The sequence below is a fragment of the Enterococcus sp. DIV1224 genome, assembly GCF_050555455.1.
Lineage (GTDB): Bacteria > Bacillota > Bacilli > Lactobacillales > Enterococcaceae > Enterococcus_B > Enterococcus_B lactis.
The window spans coordinates 1,814,095-1,836,145 of the sequence record NZ_CP187859.1 but is presented as its reverse complement, the minus strand read 5'-3'; the positions used below and the strand labels follow the sequence as shown (position 1 = coordinate 1,836,145).

The following is a 22,051-nucleotide window of genomic DNA, read 5'->3' as shown; positions in this document are numbered from 1 at the left end:
ACACATACAAGCATACAATAGTTGCCTTTTCTAGTTTCTTTTAATTTCTTTTACAATTTGGTTATTCACTAGGTTTTTAAACTTTGCTATGGTAAGATGATAGAGGCATTATTTTATGGTTAGGAGTGTATATATGAATAAAAATGGGGAGTGGAATGCGGCACGCAGGATATTCATTATCATCATGGATGTACTTGTATTGAATGTGTCGATCTATCTTAGCTTTTTGCTGAAGTTCCAAGGAGAAGTCCCAGCAAGAAACTTAGAGACCTTTCAGCATTCAGCAATTTTTATTTCCATTATCTTTATTGCGTTGAATATTTTGTTAGGAGCTTATGTATTCTATAACCGAATGATCAGTGATATCGTCTTCATTACTGTTATTGGACAGGTGCTGATAGCATTGGGGATCATGGTGGTTACTTTTGCTGGACGTTGGTTTGCATTTCCGCGTGGCGTCATCGTGCTCTCGTTTATACTTGGCACGATATTACTTAGCGTTTATCGGATAGTCGTTTATAAACTATACTTAAGAGTCAGTCGTGATAAGAAAGTACTTATCGTAGGTTTGGAGAAAGATGTCGCACCAGCGATCCAAAACTTTCAATCTAAGAAAAACAACAAACATAAGGTTGAAGCAGTAGTGATCGACAATTATTATGAAAACACAAAAAAATTGATTGATGACATCGATATTGTCTACTTGGCTTCAAAAATCCCAGAAGATGAAAAAATCAATATTTATCAATTAGTGACAAAAAAAGAGAAGAAGCTGTTTTTAAATACAACTTTTGAAAATTTAACGATGATCAATCCGAACATCATGAATTTCGAAGATGAAAGTATCATTGAAGCTTCCGGTTTCAAAATTCAGCCGGAATATGAATTATTCAAACGTCTCTTTGATATCATCGTTTCGCTTATTTTATTGATCCTCGCTTCACCTTTTATGCTAATCACAGCGATTTTGGTAAAAACAACTTCACCTGGACCAATTATTTATAAACAAGTACGTATTACGAAAAATCAAAAGGAATTTTCAATCTATAAATTTCGTTCCATGAGTGCAACAGCTGAAGCAAAATCAGGACCAGTCTTGGCAAAAAGCAATGATGCACGTGTGACACCAGTAGGCAAATTTATCCGTGCAGTACGTTTTGACGAATTACCTCAAATCTTTAATGTATTGAAAGGCGATATGTCGATCGTCGGACCACGTCCAGAAAGACCATTTTTCGTTGATCAGTTCAATGAAGAAAATCCTTATTATTATTTAAGACACAATGTACGTGCAGGGATTACCGGATATGCACAAGTATACGGAAAATATGTATCAGATTATAATAGTAAACTACGTTTTGATTTGTTGTATATCAAAAAGTATTCCTTACTATTAGATTTAAAGATTTTACTTCAAACAATCAAAATCTTATTTGATAAGATGTCCTCACAAGGACTAGATGAAGATGAAAATATCAGTTCATTAGCAGAAATCGACTTTTCACAAGAGAAAATTTATCGCTAAGCTGGAGGAAAGAAATGAAATGAGCCATCCGATATTTAGTATAATTGTTCCAGTTTATAATGCCGAAGACACGATCTTTCATACTATAGAAGTTTTAAAAAATCTGGCATTTGAAGAATATGAAGTGATTTTGGTCAATGATGGGTCAACTGACAAAACAGAGCAGCTGATTCAGTCAGCTATCCAAGGAGATAGTCATTTTCAACTTTTTACAACTGAAAATCAAGGACCTGGACTTGCTCGAAATGAAGGCATCAAGCAATCTACAGGGAAATATGTATTATTTTTCGATGCAGACGATGAGCCAGTCAAAGAAATTTTGGCAGATTATCAGCAGTTATTTGAACAGTATCCTGAAGCAGATCTGCTTATCAGTTCTTTTATATTCCGCACGCTAAGCGGGGAAGAAATCATTTCGGAAAAGGACTATCTTGTTCCAGAATACCAATATACAAATCATGAACAGTTCGTGGATGATATGTATCATCTGATGAATCAGCAGTTGATGTATGTGGTTTGGAACAAATGTTACAAGAGGGAAATCTTGATGGAAAAACAGATTCTATTCAAAAATTACAGCAGTTGTGAAGACCGTATCTTCAATTTGAACTATTATGAACATTGTCAGCAAGTAATATTGAATCCAAGAATCGAGTATATCTATCATTTTGAAGGTGGAAAAGGGATAACCAACCAATATAAACCGAATAAATTTGAAACCTTTAAAGAATTTTATGAATTAGCAAATGTCGTGACAAGTGATAAAGACAAACCAGGTATGGCTTCTCTTCTTTTAAAAGGAACAACCTCTGTCATTTTTTCTATTTATGAGAATCCTGAGCGGAATGCTAAAGAAAAAAGAGAAGAAGCTATGCATATCTTGAATGATCCAGCCATCCAAGAAGCTAAAAGGGTTGCATTGACTGATTCCAGCGCGAAAAAAGTAACAAAATGGCTGTATAATTTGCCGGCTCCTCTATTATTATCTGCGGTGAAAGCCGGCAGCTTTGTGGAAGTGAAAATGCCAAGCATCATGGCATTGTTGAAGAGAGTTTATTAAAAAAGTCGGAATAAGGGGTTGTGACTGTCTTTTGTCACAACCCTTTTAAAAACAAAAAATAGCTGTTTATCTATCCTTTTTCAGTCAGTAAAGAAAGAACCACTTGCATAAGATTGAAAACCGCCTCTATTTATGAGAAAATAGGGAAGATTAATAAAAGAATGGTTGAGGCAACTATAATGTACAGTACAGATCCTGAATTAAAAAAAATTCAAAAAGTAAATCTCGAAATGGCACAATACTTTGTAGATTTTTGTAAAAGTCACGATTTGTTGTGTTATTTTTGTGGTGGCGGCGCAATCGGAGCAATTCGACATAAAGGTTTTATCCCATGGGATGATGATTTAGATTTTTTCATGCCTAGAAGGGATTATGATCGCTTAGCTGAATTATGGGAAACCGGCCCACAAAAAGATAAATTTGTTTTATTAAGACCAACTCTGACGAATCACGATCGGAACTCCTTTACAACTATCCGTAACGTCCAAACGACCTTTATCAAAACGTATCAGGAAGATTTAGATATCCCTCATGGTATCCAATTAGATATTTTTCCGTTAGATACTGCACCTGAAAAGCAAGCAGAACGGAAAAAGCAAAAGATATGGGCAATGATCTATGCGCTTTATCGAAGTCAGCAAGTACCGCAAAACCATGGGAAAGTAATGGAATTAGCTGGAAAGTTATTGTTAAATAGCGTATCCGCAAAAACGAAGTATAAAATATGGAGATATGCTGAAAAGCAGATGACCAAATACAATGATAACCCGACGAATTTCGTTACAGAACTTTGTGTCGGTCCACGATATATGGGAAATGTTTATCCTGCAAAAGACTTTGAATCTGCTGTGTGGATACCATTCGAAGATACAGAGATGCCAGTACCAATTGGCTATGATCATTATTTAAGTCAAGTTTTTGGCGACTATATGCAGCTTCCCCCTGAAAAAGATCAGGTTTCTCACCATGAAGCAGTTTATATTGACCCAGAACATTCATACAAAATGTACAAAGGAAAATATTATTTAACTAAAGGAGCAGAAAAAAAATGATTACAGCTATTATTATTGCCGGCGGTGTCGGTAAACGTATGGGACAAGATATCCCAAAACAGTTCATTACAATTGAAGGTAAACCTATTATTATCTATACGTTAGAATCATTTCAAAAACATCCACAGGTCGATCGGATTTTAGTCGTTTGTAAATCTGGCTGGGAAGAAACGATGTGGGCGTATATCAAAGAATTCAATATTAGCAAAGTCCAATGGGTCATCACAGGGGGATCAAAAGGACAAGAGTCAATCAATAATGGTGTCCAGTTTTTGAAAGATTACTCTGAAGACGATGATACGATCATCATCCATGATGGTATCCGTCCACTAGTAGACGAACTGGTATTGTCAGATGTAATCGTTAAATGTAAAGAATTTGGTAACGGTGTAACCTCTCTACCTTACAACGAACAAATTTTTATCAAGAAAACAGAAGAAACGACGGAACAGTATGTCGATCGTAACACATTGCGGCGTGTCTCAACTCCACAAGCTTACCAATACGGAAAACTACGGGCAGCATATGACCGAGCAGTGAAAGAAGACATTGGTATGACTGATTCTTCCTATACGAATACCATGATGGTAGATTTAGGAGAAACTTTATATTTTGCTGCTGGTTCTGATAAAAATATCAAATTGACAACAACAGATGATCTAGAATTGTTCAAAGCATATTTAAAAATGAAAGACTAGGAGAAAGATGATGACGTTGATTAAACAACCAATGTACCAAAAAGATTTGGCAAAAGTGATCAATCATACACCAAAAATAAAACAGCTACATGGCAAATCCGTTCTGATGATTGGCGCTTCGGGAATGATCGGTTCTTTTTTGATTGATACGTTGATGGCTGCTAATGAAGAACTAGACATCAAAATCAAAGTATATGCTATGGGCAGAAACCGTCAGAAGCTTGAAAAAAGGTTTGCCAGTTATCTTGCCTTAGATACTTTCGAAATTGTTGAAGGTGACGTCACAGAGCCCTTACCAAAAGAAATTCAAGCTGACTATTTGATACACGGTGCAAGTAACACACATCCTAAGGCTTACGCAACTGATCCAATCGGTACGATCATGACTAATCTTGCAGGTACAGAGCAAGTATTGAAACATGCAGTAGCAACCCAGCCTGAGAGAGTATTATTTTTATCAACAGTAGAAATCTATGGCGAAAATCGAGGCGATATAGAAAAATTTACAGAAGATTACTGCGGGTATATCGATTGTAATACACTGAGAGCAGGCTACCCTGAAGGAAAAAGAGTCAGTGAATCATTATGCCAAGCCTATATCGCAAAACACGACCTCGACATCGTGATTCCAAGGCTTTGCCGTACGTTTGGTCCGACGATGCTTTTATCCGATACGAAAGCATCCTCACAATTTATTTTAAATGCAGTCGAACAAAAGGATATTGTTTTAAAAAGTGAAGGAAATCAGTATTTTTCGTATGTTTATGTTGGAGATGCTGTTTCTGCTATTCTTCATTTACTGCTTGAAGGAGAAAAAGGAGAGGCGTACAATGTTTCTTCAGAAAACTTTGATTTACGACTAAAAGAATTAGCACAACAGCTAGCTGATATCAGCGGCAAACAAGTAATTTTTGAATTGCCGGATGAGATTGAACAAAAAGGTTTTTCAAAAGCAAACACAGCTATTTTAGATAATGAAAAAATCAAAATGACAGGTTGGACACCACTTTTTGAACTAAAAGACTCTTTAGTCCATACCGTAGAATTAGTTAAAGGTGAGAAGCAAAATGTGTGAGATTAGTATTATTGTTCCTGTTTATAAAGTAGAACCCTATTTAAGAAAATGTGTAGATTCAATCTTAGCACAAACATTTACTGATTTCGAAGTGATATTAGTAGATGACGGTTCTCCTGACAACAGCGGTAAAATATGTGATGAATATGCATCAAAAGACAGTCGTGTCCGTGTCATCCATAAAAAAAACGGTGGATTAAGTAGTGCAAGAAATGCCGGGATTGATGTGGCACGAGGGAAATATTTAGGCTTTGTTGACAGTGATGATTATATCGAAAAAGATATGTATGAAGTTTTGTACGACAACATTGTCAAAGAACAAGCAGATCTTTCTATTTGTGGAGTATATGACTTATACGCAAGTAGGGAGCCTAAAATTTTAATGCCACAATATATGGTTTTATCGAAAATAGAAGCGATGAAAATGATTTTAGAAGCAAAAGTTGTTTCTGTTCAGGCTTGGAATAAACTATACAAAAAAGAGATTTTTGATACTATCCGCTATCCTGAAGGTGTTATCACGGAAGATGCTGCTGTTATCCTATCTGTATTAGAAAAAACAGAAAAAGTAGTTATTGACACTCAGCAGAAGTATTATTATTTTCATCGGGAAAACAGCATTTCAAGTAGTGGTTTTGGGGAGAAAGATCTTGATACAATCAATGTTTGGAAAGAGAATGAAATTTGGATTAAAGAACGCTATCCAAAATTATTACCAGTGGCACATACTAGAACTTGTTGGGCACATTTTATCGTTTTAGATAAGATTGTGATTAGTAATAGTGAATGTAGCTATAAAGGAACCAAAGAAATAGTAAGATTTTTAAGGGATAATTATTTGTTCATTTTAAAGAATCAATATTTTACTAGAAATAGAAAAATAGCGGCGACAGCATTAAAAATAAATTTAAATTTATATAAAAAGCTTTCCATATTGGAAGAAGAGAAGCATAAAAGTAAGCATAGTTAGGTGAGTGGAAAATGGATGTAAAAAAAATAAAGGTTTTTTCTGATAAAAGCAAAAAAATTTTTATAGTTGTCTTTGGAGTCGCATTGACCATTCGGTTAATTAATTTTTATAGTCTTTTGCCTTCAAAAATCGATACAGCATTATTTTCGTTGATAACTGTATGGGCCTTTGCCATTTTAATAATTGATGCGTTATCTAAGGACGTAAAAATTTATAAAACAGATTATCTTTTATTAGGATTTATATTAGCTATTTTGTGTTCTACGTTCTTTAATGGACCTAGTGGGATAATTGAAAACATTAAACTAGTCATTTGGCAGGTTATTTATTTATTTGTTGTTTATCGTATTGGAAGAGATAGTATTGATTCTGAATTTCTTACAAAATTCGAAAAATTAATTATAGGTATTTGGAATACTTTGGTTATCATTTCTTTAGGAATGTTCTTTACGCACTATTCTTACGTAGCACCTTTTGATAAATTTTATAATGGCTTTAGAGCAGGATTTGTCGAAAACCGTTTGTATGGTATTTTTTCTGATCCTAATTTTGCCGGTGCAACTTCTGTAGCAGTTATTTTTCTTGCTGTAAAGCTATTAATGACGAATAAAAACAAAATGGCAAAAATTTATAGCATAGTTACGATCCTTCTTCAATTTGCTTACATCATTTTGTCTGGATCAAGAACAGCAGAGATTGCTTTGGTATTGTGTGCTTATTTTGCTATCTTCTTTATTGTCTATAACCGATTTGGGAAGACGATTGCTTCTAAATTATTATTGGCAGTAATCTGTGGGGTTATTGGAACTGGAGCTGTTTTAGGAATTGCTGAAGCAGGGAAATATGCTGCCCCTAAATTGATCAATATAACAGCAAGATATGTTCCTAGAAAGTCTGAAAATCCAGATAAAGATCAGAATTCTATCAGTTTAAAACGGGATGATGTTGTAAATAAGGACGATGTGTCTAATAATCGTTTTGCTTTATGGAAAAGTTCGTTTGAGATTTTTCAAAGTAGTCCGCTTGTCGGGAGTTCACCTCGTAATTTAGTTAATTATGCTCAAAAAGAATTACCGAATACGTTCATTGCAACAAAAAAACAAACTTCCCATAATTTTATTTTCTATTTATTAGCAACAACAGGGCTGTTAGGGACTATACCGCTACTTGTATTTCTTGGAATTAAGATTTGGAATACATTGCGACAACTATTTATGCGTACTATAAAAGACTACGATTCGTATGTGTTAAATACCATGGTAGTACTTGCAATTTTGATTTCTGCTATGTTTTTAACAGAATTAGTATTAGTAAATAAATTAGGAAGCCTCATCTTTTGGCTATATTTGGGATATATATCAAAAAAACATCCTGTGGTAGGTAAGGGAGGTATATCAGAATAATGAGAGAATTAAAGATTAAAGATATCCAACGTATAAGCGTAGAAATCCTTGTTTATATAGACCAAATTTGTAGAGAAAATCAGATTGAGTATTCATTATTTTATGGAAGTTTAATTGGTTCAGAGCGACATCAGGGTTATATTCCTTGGGATGATGATTTGGATATTATTTTGACCAGACCTAATTATGAACGATTAATCCAACTTCTTAAAAATGATGATTCGTATAAATTATTAAGTTTTGAAACGAGAGATAATTATAGATATTGTTACGCAAAATTAGTTGATCCTAATACAAAAGCGGTAACGAAGCAATATTATAGTAGTGAAGATCCTGATTTAGGAGTCTTTGTAGATATTTTCCCCTTTGATGGATTTCCAGAAAATCCAGAAGAACGAAAACAATTTGGCGATTTATGTGAACTCTATCGTGCAAACATGATGTTTACATTAAACCATTCGTACGCTATATCCAGATCAAAAGTTAAAGCAATGGTTAAAAGGGTGATTTATTATCCTAAGTACCGTCGACTGTTGAAAAAAGGAAATTACTCATTCTGGAAAAATAAATATGAAGAATTAGTGCGTAAGTATCCGATTGAACAGACGAAGTACTGTGGGTACATGGAATTTATTAATGAAGTATGGGGAGTTTTTCCGATAGAATGGTTTGAGCATTATGAGGACGTAGAATTTGAGGGGCATAAATTTAAAGCAATTAGAGATCGGAAAAAGTTTTTGGAACTGAGATACGGGGACTATATGAAACTCCCGCCAAAAGAAGAAAGAATTTCACATCATCCCTATAAATTTTATGAAAAGTAACTATATGAATTAAATTAATTTGTAATCGAAGTAAGGATGAATAAGAATGATAGACTATAATAAGATAATGATTATTACCCTAGATAAAAAATCTGTCCTTTATTCAACAGACGCAATTGAACTTGGAATAGACGTAAACAGTTATTTTAAAAAAAGAAATATGTTTGTCAAATGTTTAAATCATCTTGACAGATATATTAATACTACTTTTTCCAGAATAGCATATGGTGACTGGAAAAAAAGATTAAATGGGATAGAATTACTAATACTAAATTCACATTTTTTTTCAAAATCAGTTATCAAGTACGTAAATAAATATTATCCACATGTTCGTATTATTATTTGGTATAGTAATCCTGTTTCAGTAGATACACCTATTGACTTCTTTGATGGACTAAATTGCGAAATCTGGTCATTTGATAAAAAAGACGTTGAACAGTTTTACTTAAATTATAATAATCAATTTATTGATACGAGTAGCTTAAAAGTCGTTTCACATGAGAAAAAATATAAGTCTGAATTGTGCTTTATAGGAATAGATAAAGGACGATTAACTTATTTAACAGAACTTCAAACTTTTTTCAAAGAAGTAGGTATAGATTCAATGATCTATATTGTAGATTCTAGTCGAAATTCTTCTTCAACTTATCAATATGAAAAGCCGTTAAGTTATCAAGAGGTAATCAACTATGAAGGAAATTCGAAAGCGATATTAGATATTGTTCAAGAAAATCAAACAGGACTGTCTCTTAGACCTATTGAGTCGATTTTTTTGGGAGTAAAACTAATAACCAATAATAATATGGTAAAATATCAGGATTTCTATAATGAGCAGAATTGTTTTTTACTAACAGAACGACCTTTATCTGAACTAAAACAATTTTTAAATACCCCATATATTCCGGTACCAGATAAAATATTAGAAAAATACACTCTAAAGAATTGGATCAACAACTTTATACGATTTGATTCAGATAAATGATTATAGTTTTTTAGAAAGATGATGTGATAAAACTTGAACACGAAGGCAAAAATGGTTTTTCGTAACTTATATTATACGGTTGGAGCAAATTTCATAACTTTAGCTATTTCCGTACTATTGAATTTATTTGTGCCTAAATTGCTTGGAGTAAGGGAATATAGTTACTGGCAACTGTATGTGTTTTATTCTTCTTATGTTGGTTTTTTGCATTTAGGATGGATAGATGGTATCTATTTAAAAATTGGCGGTGAAGAATATGAAAATCTAGATAAAGATAATCTAGGCTCGCAGTTTTGGTATTTATGCCTTTTTGAGACCCTATTATCTGTAGGTGTTATTATCTTTAGTCAGTTCTTCATGCCTCCATCGTATAAGAAAATGATTTTGACTTTAACAGCAGTAGTTTCTGTTATTACGATAATGAAAACATTTATATTATATGTATTACAATCAACAAATAGAATAAAAGAGTATGCTCAATTATCTCGTGGCGACAGATATTTATATGTAATAATGATAGGAATGTACTTTTTTATAGGCGGACGAAACTTTTTTTGGCTGATTATATTAGATATCATTTCAAAACTAATCATCACTTTATGGGGAATGATGCAAATTTCTGATATGGTTTGGCAAAGAAATATACTTAAATTTAAATCTATTTTAAGAGAAATTGTTGATAATATCAATATTGGTAGTAAATTGATGTTATCAAGTATTGCAGGTATGCTTATTATTGGTTCAATTCGTTTTTTTGTAGAACAAAGATGGACAATTGAAATTTTCGGTAAACTATCTTTTACTTTGAGTATCTCTAATATGTTTTTGACGTTTATTAATGCAATAGGTATAGTAATGTTTCCACTGCTACGTCGTTCGAATAAAGAGAAACTTCCATGGTTATTTAAAACAATAAGAGATTTGTTTGTACCAATTACGTATAGTTTTTTAATTTTTTATGTTCCAGCTAGATATATTTTAAGCATGTGGTTACCAGAATATGCTGATAGTCTTCAATATATGGGAATTCTATTTCCTATTGTTATTTACGAGGGAAGAATGTCTTTATTGATAAATACCTATTTAAAAACAATACGTAAGGAAAAAACAATTTTGTTTGTAAATATACTTACTTTATCATTAACATTGTTGTTTGCTATAGTTATTATTTTCTTAGTTGGAAATATAATGCTTGCAGTAGGACTAATTTTATTTAGTTTAGCATTAAGATGTAATCTTGCAGAATTTTTCTTATGCAAATACTTAGATGTAAAAGTAGGAAGTAAAATTATATTAGAAACCGTATTAACAATCTTGTTTATTATTGGTAACATAGTATTCGACGGTGGGTTCTTAAGTATGGTTGTTTATTTAATTAGTTTCTTAGTATATATATTTATTATTAGAAAAAATTTGGTAAAAAGTGCCAAAGAATTTTGGCATCTAATGAAAGCCGATAATTAGTTTGATATTTAAGTTAATAGAAAATAAATATGTGCAATTGGAGTGAAACTTTTGGATACTATATTGGTTACTGGCGGAGCTGGTTTTATCGGTTCAACGCTAGCGAATTATTTGGGAAAAGAAAACAAAATCGTAGTAGTCGACGATTTATCAATGGGAAAAAAAGAAAACTTGGATATGGAGAAACAAGTGACTTTCATTGAGGGGGATGTATCAGATCCTCAATTGATGGAAAGAATCATGAAAGAATATCAGTTTGCCTATATTTTTCATCTAGCTGCTGTAGCTAGTGTGGCAGATTCTGTAGAACGGCCTGTAGAAACACATCGTGTAAATTTTGACAGTGCGCTTTTATTGCTTGAATTAGCACGAAAATATCAATCTAATTTAAAACGATTAGTATTTAGTTCCTCAGCTGCAGTTTATGGTGATGAACCAACACTGCCAAAAAAAGAAGAATCAGTCATCCGTCCATTAACACCATATGCTATCGATAAATTTGCAGCAGAACAATATGTTTTGGATTACTGTCATTTATATGATGTTCCGACTAGTGCTGTCCGATTTTTTAACGTTTATGGCCCAAATCAAAATCCGAACTCTCCATATAGCGGAGTCATTTCGATTCTAGTGGATCGTTACAAAAAACAATTGGCAGGAGAAAAAGCGGAATTTACTTTATTTGGCGATGGGAGTCAGTCTAGAGACTTTGTTTATATAGAAGATGTTATACAAGCACTTTTACTTGTTGCCAAGGAAGAAAAAGCTTTAGGACAGCAATTCAATGTCGGTACAGGAAAAAGCACTACGCTACTTGAATTGATCCATTCAATTGATCAAATCTTAGGAACAGAGCTAGCGCTTAAATATGAAGCGGAGCGTTCAGGGGATATTCGTGATTCCTTAGCGGATATTTCAAAAATTCGTTCTTTAGGCTATCAGCCTAAATTTGATATATTGAGTGGAATGGAACGGTATTTAAAGTCAGAAATCAACTAAAACAAAAACCAGCAAGATGCTGGTTTTTTTGTTTCGACTTAGCTTTTTAAATTAACACCTTCCATCAGTTCATAAATCTGATTTCTTAAATCAGTGGCCGGCAATTTGATGTTTTTATCTGATTGGATATTACTTTCCATAACGATGGCATCTTTAGTGTCTTTTTTCATCGCCACTACTGCATGGAATCGATTGATATTCCCCTGAGCAAGGATATAATCGTTTCCACTGTAAACACCGCCGCTGTAAGGATGTTTATCACCATTATTTTGCCACAATGAGAAAAGTAGTTCTTTTGGTATGATACCGCCAGAAAGAACACTGGTAAAGAATTTGTTCAAGTCATAAACAGACATACTTATGTTTCCTGTACCTAATTCATTTCGGATGTCGGTTTCAGGCTCGATCAATGCTTTTGAATAATCGTCAGTTGCAGACATCTGGTAAGATACAGCATGTTGAGGCGAATTTTTTACATTGTCATAAAAATCTGTATGTTCTAGATGGAGAGGACGAATGATTTCTTTTTTTAGAAGAGTTTCATAAGGCTGATTCGTTAGTTTGATCAATATCCCTGTAAGCAATGTATAATTCAATGGTTCATAATGATACGTATCATAATCAGTAAGTTTCAAATGATGAAGGGCGAACTGAATGATTTCACTATCCGACATAGGTTTGTCGGGAGAAGCAGTTCGATGAAGACCAGAGCGCATATAAAGCATATTTTTGATTGTGATTTGCTGACTTCCAGGAATCTGAGGATAAAATTCTGCTAACTTTGTGTCAAAAGTTAACTTACCAGCTTGGATTTGTTTTAGTATCAGTAAAGCAGTCATTGCTTTTTGAATCGAACCGATTTGATAGTAAATAGAAGGTGAATTCGATTCTTTTACGCGCAGATTTGCATATCCATATCCTTTTTCTAATAGTACGCGATTATTTTTGCGTACATAAATCGAACCGATATAATCTGATTTTTGTAGTAATTGATCAATTTTGCTAGCAAGCATCTGCTCATCGGGCGTTAAATTGGAAGTAAGTTGTGTTGGCTCCGCTTTATAAGTTTGGGACTGAGGTATTTTTGTTAATTGACCTCCTATAATGATACCTGTTGAAAAGAAGCAGACAGACAATAATAAAATTACAAGAAAAGAAATAGAAATTTTTTGTTTTTTTCGATGTTTTCCTTTTGACATGTTAATTCCTTTCTATCCATTTTTAACTATTTTTCATTGTAATCCTCAAAAAGAGTATTTGCCACTTACAATTTTGACATAATATTTGGTAAAATAATTCACGGCAGTAGAAATTTCATGTATAATAAACAGAGTTACGAAGATGATAGTAAGGAGGAGTTGTTTTGTCAGGAAACAAACAACACCCAAGTAAAGATAAAAAAGAAGCCAGTAAGGCAGCTACAGCAGATATAATCGACAAGCGGAGAAATCTGCGTAAAAAAGAAGATAAGATTGTGAGGAAGATCATTTTAGTGATTGCTCTTACATTATTAATTATTGGCGGATTTCTTGGATTTACCGTGTATCGTTATGTAGATAGCGGGTTGAAGCCTTTAGATAAATCAGATGACCAATTAGTCCAAGTGGAGATCCCAAGTGGCTCTTCTAACAAGCAGATTGGTGAGATTTTGGAGAAGGACAATATTATTAAAAGCGGGATTGTTTTCAATTATTATACAAAATTTAAAAATTTAACTGGCTTTCAAGCTGGCTATTATCAGTTAGCGCCTAATATGACTCTTGACGAGATTGGCAAACAGTTGCAAGAAGGTGGTACTTCTGAGCCAACAAAAGTTGCAGATGGGAAAATTGCCATTCCAGAAGGGTACGATATCGATCAGATTGCTGAACGGGTAGCGAAGGTAACTGGTAAAGACAAGAAAGAATTTTTAGATTTAGTGAATGATGAGACTTTCTTTAACGAGTTGCACCAAAAATTCCCAGAACTGTTGGAAAGTGCATCTAAAGCTGAGAACACAAAATACCGTTTGGAAGGTTACTTATTCCCAGCCACATATGATTATTACACGAGTACTTCGCTTAAGGATCTAGTGATTGAAATGGTGAACAAGACGAATACGGTCATGCAAAACTATTATTCAGCTATCAAGCAGAAAAATTTGACTGTACAAGAAGTTTTAACTCTAGCTTCTCTAGTTGAAAAAGAAGGCGTAAAAGAAAATGATCGTAAAAACATTGCACAAGTCTTCTTTAACCGAATCAAAGCAAATATGCCACTTCAGTCAGATATCTCTGTTTTATACGCATTAGGTGAACACAAAGAATTAGTGACGTATGAAGATACATCTGTAGATTCACCATATAATTTGTATACCAATACCGGCTATGGACCTGGACCTTTTGACAATCCAAGCGAAGAGGCAATCAAGGCAGTATTAGAACCAGCAGAAAATGACTATTATTATTTCGTAGCAGATACGAGCACTGGAAATGTTTATTTCGCTAAAACTTATGAAGAACATATGGAATTAGTGGAAAAATATGTAAATAATTCTTAGAAAAACAGGCTCTAGACATTGATCATTTTTAGAAAAACATTTACATTTGAAGAAAAGCGTGGTAATCTTTTTTGGACTATATTCCTCAAAAGATTACCTTTTGCGGTATTTTATCGAAAAAAGGAGACGTTACACATGGTAGAGAAAGTTTATCCAATGACTCTAGAAGGTAAAGAAAAATTAGAAAAAGAATTAGAAGAACTAAAAACAGTCAAACGCGGGGAAATCATTGAACGAATCAAAATTGCCCGCGGTTTCGGAGATCTTTCCGAAAACTCTGAATATGAATCAGCGAAAGATGAACAAGCATTTGTTGAAGGAAGAATCACAACAATTGAAAATATGATTCGTTTTGCTCAAATCATCGATAACGACGGTGTAGATGCAGATGAGGTATCAATTGGTAAAACAGTTACATTCATCGAACTACCAGATGGAGAAGAAGAAGAGTACACGATTGTCGGAAGTGCTGAAGCAGATCCGTTTTCTGGCAAAATTTCCAATGATTCTCCTATTGCGCAAGCATTGATTGGCAAACGTAAAAATGATGAAGTAACTATTGCTACTCCAGGTGGCGATATGTTAGTTAAAATCGTCAAAGTAGAACAAGCGTAGTCTGACTGAAAGATCTAGAGAGTTCATCTTACTGATGATACACTCTAGATCTTTTTCTCTTTGTGTATTTCAGATTTCAACAAACGATCTTACATCTAAAGTCCTATAGCCAACAGTTAAAAAAATAGGTATGATGAAATGAGAATGTGTCAGGAGGGAGAAAGAGCGATGAATAGTTCTTGGCGTTTTTTTGTGGTAGTTGAAGCACTACTGCTGTTATTTGCTGTTTGGCAAATCGTAAACAATACTGGACTTTTGCTTTTAGTGATATTCGGTATTTTCAATATATATCTAGCTATGCGCAAACATCCTCGTACTAAATTTCAAAATTTTCAATTGATATTAGGAAGTTTGGTCATTTTTTTTAGCTTAGTCAACAGTCCTGCTTTATGGATGATGGCTGTATTTGCCGTTTTATTTATTGGACTAAAAGGTGTAGAGATTTCAGGGATAGATTTAACCAAAAATGCTTTTTGGCGAAAGAAACAGATCATGATGGTCCAAACAGAGCAATTAAAAACACATAATAATGAGCGGAAAAGACAGCAATTATTCGGTAACCAACGTATTGGAAACGACGTCTATGAATGGGACGATATCAACATCGCCGTCATTTCTGGTGATACTATCATAGATTTGGGCAATACGCTTTTGCCAAAAGATGATAATATTGTGATTGTAAGAAAAGGGATAGGCAGAACACGGATCTTAGTACCTTTGGGCGTAGCCATCCGATTAGAGCATGCGACATTAGTAGGAAATGTCTTGTTTGAAGAAGAGCAATTTTCTTTGAAAAATGAACAAATCAAAATCTATAGCAGTGATTATGATGAAAACCCTCGTAGACTGAAGATTATTACTAATACCTTGATTGGAGATGTCGAGGTGATACGAATATGATGGGAAAAATATCCAGAGCGATGCTAGCTGTTTATTCGGGGATTGCGGCTTTCCTTATTATTCTATTTTCACTTTTCACTTATTTTTATGCCAGTAATCAAAGTCATTGGTGGGGAGAATTACTGCGTGCACGTTTATTATATGTTCCGCTTATCTTCCATTTGTTAGCTATTTCCTTAGGTGTAGGATTAATCGTCTTTCTATTATTATCACTTATTCAAAAGACAAAATACGGGAAAATCGAAGAAAAGCTGCGTGCACTCTCTTCTGGCAATTATGAATCCAAATTGTTGCTTCTTCCGATCCCAAGTGCATCGGACGATTTATACATCAAAGATATTGATAAGGAAATCACTAAAATAAAAGAAAAAATGATTGAAGTATCTAGTGAATTACAAATTGTAACGAGCCGTCCCCAATATGTAGATGGACAAACCAAAGAAGAAATTTTAGAATTAGAAAGACATCGATTAGCCCGTGAGCTGCATGATTCAGTTTCGCAACAATTATTTGCAGCAATGATGATGATGTCGGCATTGACGGAGCAAGCAGAAAAAAGCGAGACACCAGAAATGTACCGCAAGCAGTTGAAAATGGTAGCAGAGATCATCAACGCTTCCCAGTCTGAGATGCGTGCGCTGCTTCTTCATCTGCGTCCAGTCAATTTAGAAGAGAAAAGTTTAAAGCAAGGTATCGAGCAGTTATTGAAGGAATTGCAAAATAAAATTCAGATTTCGCTGAAATGGGATGTAGAAGATGTAAAACTATCTAGCTCCATTGAGGATCACTTGTTCCGAATCGTTCAAGAATTGTTATCAAATACATTAAGACATGCCAAAGCCAATGAATTAGAGGTATATTTGCATAAAATAGACAATAATCTTTTATTACGTATTATTGACGATGGAACAGGGTTTAATATGAATGAAACGAAAACGGGAAGTTATGGATTGAACAATATCAAAGAACGAGTAGCTGGTATTGGTGGAACAGTAAAAATCATTAGTTTTAAAGGGCAAGGTACAAGTGTAGAAATCAAGGTCCCTTTGATGAAGGAGGCATAGATAAGGATGATAAAAGTTTTATTAGTAGATGACCATGAAATGGTGCGCTTAGGCGTCTCTTCTTATTTATCTATCCAAGAAGACATTGAAGTAATTGGAGAAGCTGAAAATGGACGACAAGGCTATGAGAAGGCGATGACACTTCGACCGGACGTCATTTTAATGGACTTAGTCATGGAAGAAATGGATGGTATCGAATCAACAAAAGCAATCTTAAAAGATTGGCCAGAAGCTAAAATCATTATCGTAACCAGTTTTATTGATGACGAAAAAGTTTATCCTGCCATTGAAGCAGGCGCAGCAGGGTATTTGTTGAAGACTTCTACCGCACATGAAATTGCTGATGCTATAAGGGCAACGCAACGCGGCGAGCGAGTACTAGAACCAGAAGTGACAACAAAAATGATGGAAAAAATGAGTCGGCGAAATGAGCCTGTATTACATGAAGAACTAACGAATCGGGAAAATGAAATTTTAATGCTGATTTCTGAAGGGAAAAGTAATCAGGAAATAGCGGACGAATTGTTTATTACACTGAAAACAGTAAAAACACATGTTTCCAATATATTGGCTAAGCTAGAAGTGGAAGACCGTACACAAGCCGCTATCTATGCATTCAAACATGGTTTGGTGAAATAAAAACGATGATAAAGAGGATAATCAAAAGCTGAGAAAATAACTATTATTTTTCTTGGCTTTTTTACAATAATGATGCTTGCTTTTGTTTTTGTAAAGGCTTTGTTATACTGAGAAAAGAAGATACTAAAGGAGGAAAACGGTGAAACAAAATTTTGCAATTGTAGGTCTTGGACGATTTGGCGGAAGTATCTGCCGAACACTGATCGAAGCTGGTCAAGAAGTACTGGCTATTGATAGTAATGAAGATCGGGTCAATGAATATATGAATATAGCCACTCATGCTGTTGTGGCAAATGCACAGGATGAAATGACACTTCGATCATTAGGCATAAGAAATTTCGATCATGTAATTGTCGCTATTGGAGAAGATATTCAAGCCAGTATCTTAGTTACTCTGATGGTAAAGGAAATGGGCGTACCAAATATTTTAGCAAAAGCCCAAAATGAGTATCATGCCAGAGTACTTGAAAAGATCGGAGCTGATCGCGTCGTCCATCCTGAACGAGACATGGGAATACGGATTGCGCATAATTTAGTGTCAAAGAATATTTTAGATTACCTAGAGTTGTCAGATAAATATTCTTTAGCAGAAATCCGAGTATCCAATCCTAAATTTTTCAATAAAACATTATCTGAATTAAATTTCAGACAACGTTTTGACTTAACAGTAGTTGCAATTCGCAGAGTAGATCAAACGGTGATCGCTTCACCTGCAGCAGATGAATATGTTCGTGAAAACGATAATCTACTAGTGATTGGTGAGACAGGCGATGTGGATATTTTAGACGATAAGATGAATCAATAGAAAGCAGGTTGTTAGGATGGAATTAACAGTAACACCAAAAGCACAAAAATGGTTTGAATCAGAAATCGATCTGCCAGAAACTTACGGAATACGTTTTTTTGGAAAAGTCTACGGCAAAACAGAAGTTCATGATGGTTTTTCGATTGGGATGTCAGTGGAACAGCCTGAACATCCTGTCAAGAAAGTGGAAATAGCTGGGACACTGTTTTTTATTGAGGATGCAGATGAATGGTTCTTCAAAGGATATGATTTACTTGTTGATTATGATCCAAAATTAGAAGAACCAACCTATCACTTTAAAAAACAATAGAAGCAAGAGGGTGTGACAACTTGTCACACCCTCTTGTTTAAAGTAGGCTGATTCAGCTATCAATATCCTGCAAACAATTTGACTTGATTGGTTTGAAGGTTATGAGTAGCAAGGTAGCTTTTTAGATTAGTTAAAAAAATAGACATTAATTTTTTTTGAAAATCAGGTGTCAAACCTGCAATATGGGACGTGATCAGTACATTGTCCATTTTCCAAAGCGGGTGATCTTGTGGGAGAGGCTCCTCCTCAAAAACGTCTAATGCCGCAAAGGAAAGTTGCTGCTTGTTTAATGCTTGTATCAAATCTTGCGTTTTAACAGAAGCGCCACGACCGACATTGATAAATACAGCTTTTGAATCAAAGTGTTCAAATATGTGTTGATCAAAGAGTCCAGTTGTTTCCTCCGTTAGAGGTAAGATATTGACGACGAAATCTACTTCAGGAAGAACTTCCTGAAGTTGCTTTAAAGAAAAAGTTTTTTCCATTCCTTCTGCTGGATGACCGGATGTATTGATTCCATAGCAAATCATATCCAATGCTTTGACTTTCTTTGCAATCATTTTTCCAATATGGCCAGTTCCAATGATTAATATTTTTTTCCCTTGGATAGGTTGGTAATGGATTGAGGAACCTAACCATTTCATTTCACTCTGTGCCCTTTGTGCTTGGAAAAGACCGCGAGAATAACCTAGAATGATTCCTAATACGTGCTCGGTGATCGATTCACTGTGGATACCACTTCCATTTGAAAGTAAGATATGTTTTTTTGAAAATGCTTCAAGGGGGAGTTGATCAACTCCCGCTGAGATAGACTGTACCCATTTCAAGTTAGAAGAGGCTAATAGTTTTTCTTGATAGTTTGAGTTCCAACCCAAACTGATTTCTACATTTGGTAGATCTTCTGGTTGTAATTCTGTCTTGAAGACATAACCAGGCGCTATAGTATGGATTTCTTCGATAAATTCGTCACGAAATGGACGATCTGCGTAAATGATTCTTTCTGACATAGTTAATTACCCGCCTTTCTTTACTTTAAGTGTAGCGCATATAAGAAGAACTTTGAAGTGCCATGCTTTTTTAGAAATTAATATTGTATAAATAAAAAAGAGTTGTGACAAAAGATGTGTCACAACTCTTTTTCCGAATAAACGGTGTTCCAGAAGTAGCTTCTGCCACAACCTCTAAAAGAGTTTATTGAAGTTGAAATAATAAGTTGTCTGTATTTCTAACTGATCGATATTTTTGACCATCCTTTGACAGCTTGAGCAAAAATAAAGATACCTGCAAAAGCAATAAATGCACTAGTGTCAAAAGAAGGGAGAAAGATCATCAAGAGTGTTGCAATGATAGTCGGTAACGAGATTGAATAAATCAATGTCTTCAAGCAATCAAGGAAAGTAGCTTTTGTTAGTCGAAAGCGTGCATAGAGAAAAGCAGCGACATTGGCAAATAGTAAAGTGATCAGCAGATTCAAGAAACTAGGATAAATCGAAAATAGAAAGGTCAGGGCTTTTACCCAAATCGGTATAGATGCTTCACTTAAGAAGGATCGAAGCTGCTTACCTGTTAAATTTTTTAAAGATTCATTGGTGTAGGGAAGTTCTAACTGATTATTATTCAATAAAGCAGAGGTAGTGCCTGTATTGGGAAGAGCAATGATAAGTTTGTCTTTTAACATCCCGACACTAACAAAATTCCCCATCAAATCAGTAGAGATGTCCTGTTCTGTTCGTTTTCCCTCTGGATCAAATGTGAAGATAATGGAGTTTGTTTGGTAAATGAATCCTTCTTTTTCTTCGGTTTGAAGCTGCCCGTTTTGGATTGTAAAATCAGGAATGCGAGTAGCAATCTTTTGCCCATCCAATTGAATGTTGTTTAAGACTTGAAAAACTTGAAAAGAGATTGGCAAAGCCATAATTATACTCAAAACTAAAAGATAGACAATGGCTTTCCAAAATGGGACATTTCTCGCCTCCTTTAGGTCTTTGAATCGTATAAAGGAACTGATAATTAATTGTTTTGTTGTCATAAGTACTCCTCATCTAGTAGTGTCATCACTTGCAATTCTAGCGAAGTATCAAGTGAAATACAAGTGCTTTAGGGAAACAGCTGAATGATTGGTGAAATATCAAAAAAATGTTATTCTTGTCTAAAGACTATCCAATATAAATAAAATGGAGGAAGGAATAGTGCCTACACAGCCACAGAGATCATCAAAAAAACTATTTGGAGTAGTGGTTTTGAATGCGGTGATCACTTTATCAGAATTTATTGGAGGGATTATGTCAGGGAGTTTGTCTCTTGTTTCAGATGCTTTCCATAACCTTAGTGATACATTGGCAATTATTTTTTCTTACGGGGCACAAAAAATGGCCCGAAAAGAAGCAAATAAAAAACGTACGTATGGCTACCAGCGTTTAGAAATATTGAGTGCTTTCATCAACTCATTCATATTGATCATATTATCCTTGTTTTTAACCGTTGAAGCATTCAAGCGGTTCACTTCACCAGAAAAGATAAATAGTCATTTGATGCTAACAGTAGCAGTTATTGGATTGCTCGCGAATTTGTTCTCAGTATTATTATTACGACAAGAAGCAGATGAAAGTTTGAATATAAAATCTAGTTATTTGCATTTGTTAAGTGATACACTGTCTTCGGTAAGTGTGATTATCGGAGCAATTTTGATCCGTTTTTTCGATATCTACTGGATCGATCCAGTTATTACACTGATCATTTCGATATATATATTGATAGAAGCGATAATGGTGATCAAAAAAGCTGCCGCTATTTTGATACAAAGTGCACCTGCTATCGACTATGAAAAAATGGAACAAGAAATTGAAGCAATCGATGGGGTAAAGGATGTTCATCATGTCCATATTTGGCAGTATAGCGAAAAGATAATTATTTTCGACGGACATATTGATTTTGAAGATCAGCTACTAAGCGAGATTGAAAAGATATATCCTCGTATAATTTCTTTATTAAAATTAAAATATGGTATTACACATGTGACGATCCAAGCAGAGACAAAGGCAAAGGATCAAAAAAAATTAATTTTTTTAAATAAAGATGAAAGTTATTGAAATATAGAGTATGATAAATAAGAATTTTTAATAAGGTA

General features: G+C 34.3%; 22 protein-coding genes. 19 read left to right on the top strand and 3 right to left on the bottom strand.

Translation table 11 applies throughout. From position 1 onward, the window contains the following. Positions 1 to 133 precede the first annotated feature (133 nt). The 11 genes from IGK53_RS08960 to IGK53_RS08910 all read left to right on the top strand — a co-directional run bounded on the left by IGK53_RS08960 (position 134) and on the right by IGK53_RS08910 (position 12,052). Positions 134 to 1,525, top strand: coding sequence for a sugar transferase (locus IGK53_RS08960; RefSeq protein ID WP_002310298.1), 1,392 nt, complete (start codon positions 134 to 136; stop codon positions 1,523 to 1,525). A gap of 19 nt (positions 1,526 to 1,544) precedes the next feature. Beyond that, positions 1,545 to 2,585 carry a glycosyltransferase family 2 protein gene (locus IGK53_RS08955; RefSeq protein WP_002329039.1) on the top strand — a complete coding sequence of 347 codons (1,041 nt, stop codon included), beginning with the start codon at positions 1,545 to 1,547 and terminating at the stop codon, positions 2,583 to 2,585. A gap of 179 nt (positions 2,586 to 2,764) precedes the next feature. Next, complete coding sequence (locus IGK53_RS08950) at positions 2,765 to 3,637, top strand: LicD family protein (RefSeq protein WP_002329040.1); 873 nt, start codon at positions 2,765 to 2,767, stop codon at positions 3,635 to 3,637. Continuing rightward, positions 3,634 to 4,335, top strand: a complete 702-nt coding sequence (locus IGK53_RS08945; protein WP_002310302.1) for an IspD/TarI family cytidylyltransferase — start codon at positions 3,634 to 3,636, stop codon at positions 4,333 to 4,335. The genes IGK53_RS08950 and IGK53_RS08945 overlap by 4 nt, the downstream gene beginning before the upstream one ends. A 7-nt stretch (positions 4,336 to 4,342) precedes the next feature. Then, positions 4,343 to 5,410, top strand: coding sequence for an NAD-dependent epimerase/dehydratase family protein (locus IGK53_RS08940; protein WP_025478855.1), 1,068 nt, complete (start codon positions 4,343 to 4,345; stop codon positions 5,408 to 5,410). After that, positions 5,403 to 6,380 carry a glycosyltransferase family 2 protein gene (locus IGK53_RS08935; RefSeq protein WP_002329042.1) on the top strand — a complete coding sequence of 326 codons (978 nt, stop codon included), beginning with the start codon at positions 5,403 to 5,405 and terminating at the stop codon, positions 6,378 to 6,380. Before IGK53_RS08940 ends, IGK53_RS08935 begins: the two co-directional genes overlap by 8 nt. Positions 6,381 to 6,391: 11 nt before the next feature. Continuing rightward, entirely contained in the window at positions 6,392 to 7,783 is a 1,392-nt protein-coding gene (locus IGK53_RS08930) for an O-antigen ligase family protein (protein ID WP_002329043.1), read from the top strand. Beyond that, positions 7,783 to 8,607: a LicD family protein gene (locus IGK53_RS08925; RefSeq protein ID WP_002314199.1), complete on the top strand. Its 825-nt coding sequence runs from the start codon at positions 7,783 to 7,785 to the stop codon at positions 8,605 to 8,607. Before IGK53_RS08930 ends, IGK53_RS08925 begins: the two co-directional genes overlap by 1 nt. A 46-nt stretch (positions 8,608 to 8,653) precedes the next feature. Then, a complete protein-coding gene (locus tag IGK53_RS08920; protein ID WP_002329045.1) occupies positions 8,654 to 9,589 on the top strand; it encodes a hypothetical protein in 936 nt (311 codons plus the stop codon). A gap of 33 nt (positions 9,590 to 9,622) precedes the next feature. Then, positions 9,623 to 11,053 carry a lipopolysaccharide biosynthesis protein gene (locus IGK53_RS08915; RefSeq protein WP_025478856.1) on the top strand — a complete coding sequence of 477 codons (1,431 nt, stop codon included), beginning with the start codon at positions 9,623 to 9,625 and terminating at the stop codon, positions 11,051 to 11,053. 51 nt (positions 11,054 to 11,104) lie between these two features. Then, positions 11,105 to 12,052, top strand: a complete 948-nt coding sequence (locus tag IGK53_RS08910; protein ID WP_002329047.1) for an NAD-dependent epimerase/dehydratase family protein — start codon at positions 11,105 to 11,107, stop codon at positions 12,050 to 12,052. Between the two features lie 38 nt (positions 12,053 to 12,090). On the opposite strand, the gene IGK53_RS08905 is transcribed toward IGK53_RS08910, so the two are convergent. Then, positions 12,091 to 13,251: a serine hydrolase domain-containing protein gene (locus tag IGK53_RS08905; RefSeq protein WP_002329048.1), complete on the bottom strand. Its 1,161-nt coding sequence runs from the start codon at positions 13,249 to 13,251 to the stop codon at positions 12,091 to 12,093. 164 nt (positions 13,252 to 13,415) lie between these two features. On the opposite strand from IGK53_RS08905, the gene mltG reads away from it, so the two are divergent. The 7 genes from mltG to IGK53_RS08870 all read left to right on the top strand — a co-directional run bounded on the left by mltG (position 13,416) and on the right by IGK53_RS08870 (position 18,924). Beyond that, positions 13,416 to 14,591, top strand: coding sequence for an endolytic transglycosylase MltG (mltG, locus tag IGK53_RS08900; RefSeq protein ID WP_002329049.1), 1,176 nt, complete (start codon positions 13,416 to 13,418; stop codon positions 14,589 to 14,591). Between the two features lie 135 nt (positions 14,592 to 14,726). Then, a complete protein-coding gene (gene greA, locus IGK53_RS08895) occupies positions 14,727 to 15,206 on the top strand; it encodes a transcription elongation factor GreA (protein ID WP_002289156.1) in 480 nt (159 codons plus the stop codon). Positions 15,207 to 15,374: 168 nt separating this feature from the next. Then, on the top strand, positions 15,375 to 16,106 hold the full coding sequence (gene liaF, locus IGK53_RS08890) for a cell wall-active antibiotics response protein LiaF (RefSeq protein WP_002327152.1): 732 nt from the start codon (positions 15,375 to 15,377) through the stop codon (positions 16,104 to 16,106). After that, on the top strand, positions 16,103 to 17,170 hold the full coding sequence (gene liaS / locus IGK53_RS08885; RefSeq protein WP_002329050.1) for a two-component system sensor histidine kinase LiaS: 1,068 nt from the start codon (positions 16,103 to 16,105) through the stop codon (positions 17,168 to 17,170). The genes liaF and liaS overlap by 4 nt, the downstream gene beginning before the upstream one ends. 6 nt (positions 17,171 to 17,176) lie before the next feature. Next, positions 17,177 to 17,809 carry a response regulator transcription factor gene (locus tag IGK53_RS08880; RefSeq protein WP_002289153.1) on the top strand — a complete coding sequence of 211 codons (633 nt, stop codon included), beginning with the start codon at positions 17,177 to 17,179 and terminating at the stop codon, positions 17,807 to 17,809. A gap of 139 nt (positions 17,810 to 17,948) precedes the next feature. Then, positions 17,949 to 18,614 carry a potassium channel family protein gene (locus IGK53_RS08875; protein ID WP_002292869.1) on the top strand — a complete coding sequence of 222 codons (666 nt, stop codon included), beginning with the start codon at positions 17,949 to 17,951 and terminating at the stop codon, positions 18,612 to 18,614. A gap of 16 nt (positions 18,615 to 18,630) precedes the next feature. Continuing rightward, positions 18,631 to 18,924, top strand: coding sequence for a HesB/YadR/YfhF family protein (locus tag IGK53_RS08870; RefSeq protein WP_002329051.1), 294 nt, complete (start codon positions 18,631 to 18,633; stop codon positions 18,922 to 18,924). 59 nt (positions 18,925 to 18,983) lie between these two features. Here IGK53_RS08870 and IGK53_RS08865 read toward each other — a convergent pair whose 3' ends face one another. Both IGK53_RS08865 and IGK53_RS08860 read right to left on the bottom strand, forming a co-directional pair. Beyond that, on the bottom strand, positions 18,984 to 19,931 hold the full coding sequence (locus IGK53_RS08865; protein WP_002292867.1) for a phosphoglycerate dehydrogenase: 948 nt from the start codon (positions 19,929 to 19,931) through the stop codon (positions 18,984 to 18,986). A 218-nt stretch (positions 19,932 to 20,149) separates the two neighbouring features. Continuing rightward, complete coding sequence (locus IGK53_RS08860; RefSeq protein ID WP_002292866.1) at positions 20,150 to 20,953, bottom strand: DUF1189 domain-containing protein; 804 nt, start codon at positions 20,951 to 20,953, stop codon at positions 20,150 to 20,152. Positions 20,954 to 21,098: 145 nt separating this feature from the next. Between IGK53_RS08860 and IGK53_RS08855 the strand changes: the two genes are divergently transcribed. Then, positions 21,099 to 22,013, top strand: a complete 915-nt coding sequence (locus IGK53_RS08855; protein ID WP_002317368.1) for a cation diffusion facilitator family transporter — start codon at positions 21,099 to 21,101, stop codon at positions 22,011 to 22,013. The last annotated feature ends 38 nt before the right edge of the window (positions 22,014 to 22,051 follow it).

Coding starts and splice junctions, on each gene's coding strand:
- IGK53_RS08960 (WP_002310298.1), top strand. CDS start 134: ATGAATAAAAATGGGGAGTGGAATGCGGCACGCAGGATATTCATTATC.
- IGK53_RS08955 (WP_002329039.1), top strand. CDS start 1,545: ATGAGCCATCCGATATTTAGTATAATTGTTCCAGTTTATAATGCCGAA.
- IGK53_RS08950 (WP_002329040.1), top strand. CDS start 2,765: ATGTACAGTACAGATCCTGAATTAAAAAAAATTCAAAAAGTAAATCTC.
- IGK53_RS08945 (WP_002310302.1), top strand. CDS start 3,634: ATGATTACAGCTATTATTATTGCCGGCGGTGTCGGTAAACGTATGGGA.
- IGK53_RS08940 (WP_025478855.1), top strand. CDS start 4,343: ATGATGACGTTGATTAAACAACCAATGTACCAAAAAGATTTGGCAAAA.
- IGK53_RS08935 (WP_002329042.1), top strand. CDS start 5,403: ATGTGTGAGATTAGTATTATTGTTCCTGTTTATAAAGTAGAACCCTAT.
- IGK53_RS08930 (WP_002329043.1), top strand. CDS start 6,392: ATGGATGTAAAAAAAATAAAGGTTTTTTCTGATAAAAGCAAAAAAATT.
- IGK53_RS08925 (WP_002314199.1), top strand. CDS start 7,783: ATGAGAGAATTAAAGATTAAAGATATCCAACGTATAAGCGTAGAAATC.
- IGK53_RS08920 (WP_002329045.1), top strand. CDS start 8,654: ATGATAGACTATAATAAGATAATGATTATTACCCTAGATAAAAAATCT.
- IGK53_RS08905 (WP_002329048.1), bottom strand. CDS start 13,251: ATGTCAAAAGGAAAACATCGAAAAAAACAAAAAATTTCTATTTCTTTT.
- greA (WP_002289156.1), top strand. CDS start 14,727: ATGGTAGAGAAAGTTTATCCAATGACTCTAGAAGGTAAAGAAAAATTA.
- liaF (WP_002327152.1), top strand. CDS start 15,375: ATGAATAGTTCTTGGCGTTTTTTTGTGGTAGTTGAAGCACTACTGCTG.
- liaS (WP_002329050.1), top strand. CDS start 16,103: ATGATGGGAAAAATATCCAGAGCGATGCTAGCTGTTTATTCGGGGATT.
- IGK53_RS08880 (WP_002289153.1), top strand. CDS start 17,177: ATGATAAAAGTTTTATTAGTAGATGACCATGAAATGGTGCGCTTAGGC.
- IGK53_RS08870 (WP_002329051.1), top strand. CDS start 18,631: ATGGAATTAACAGTAACACCAAAAGCACAAAAATGGTTTGAATCAGAA.
- IGK53_RS08865 (WP_002292867.1), bottom strand. CDS start 19,931: ATGTCAGAAAGAATCATTTACGCAGATCGTCCATTTCGTGACGAATTT.
- IGK53_RS08860 (WP_002292866.1), bottom strand. CDS start 20,953: ATGACAACAAAACAATTAATTATCAGTTCCTTTATACGATTCAAAGAC.
- IGK53_RS08855 (WP_002317368.1), top strand. CDS start 21,099: ATGGAGGAAGGAATAGTGCCTACACAGCCACAGAGATCATCAAAAAAA.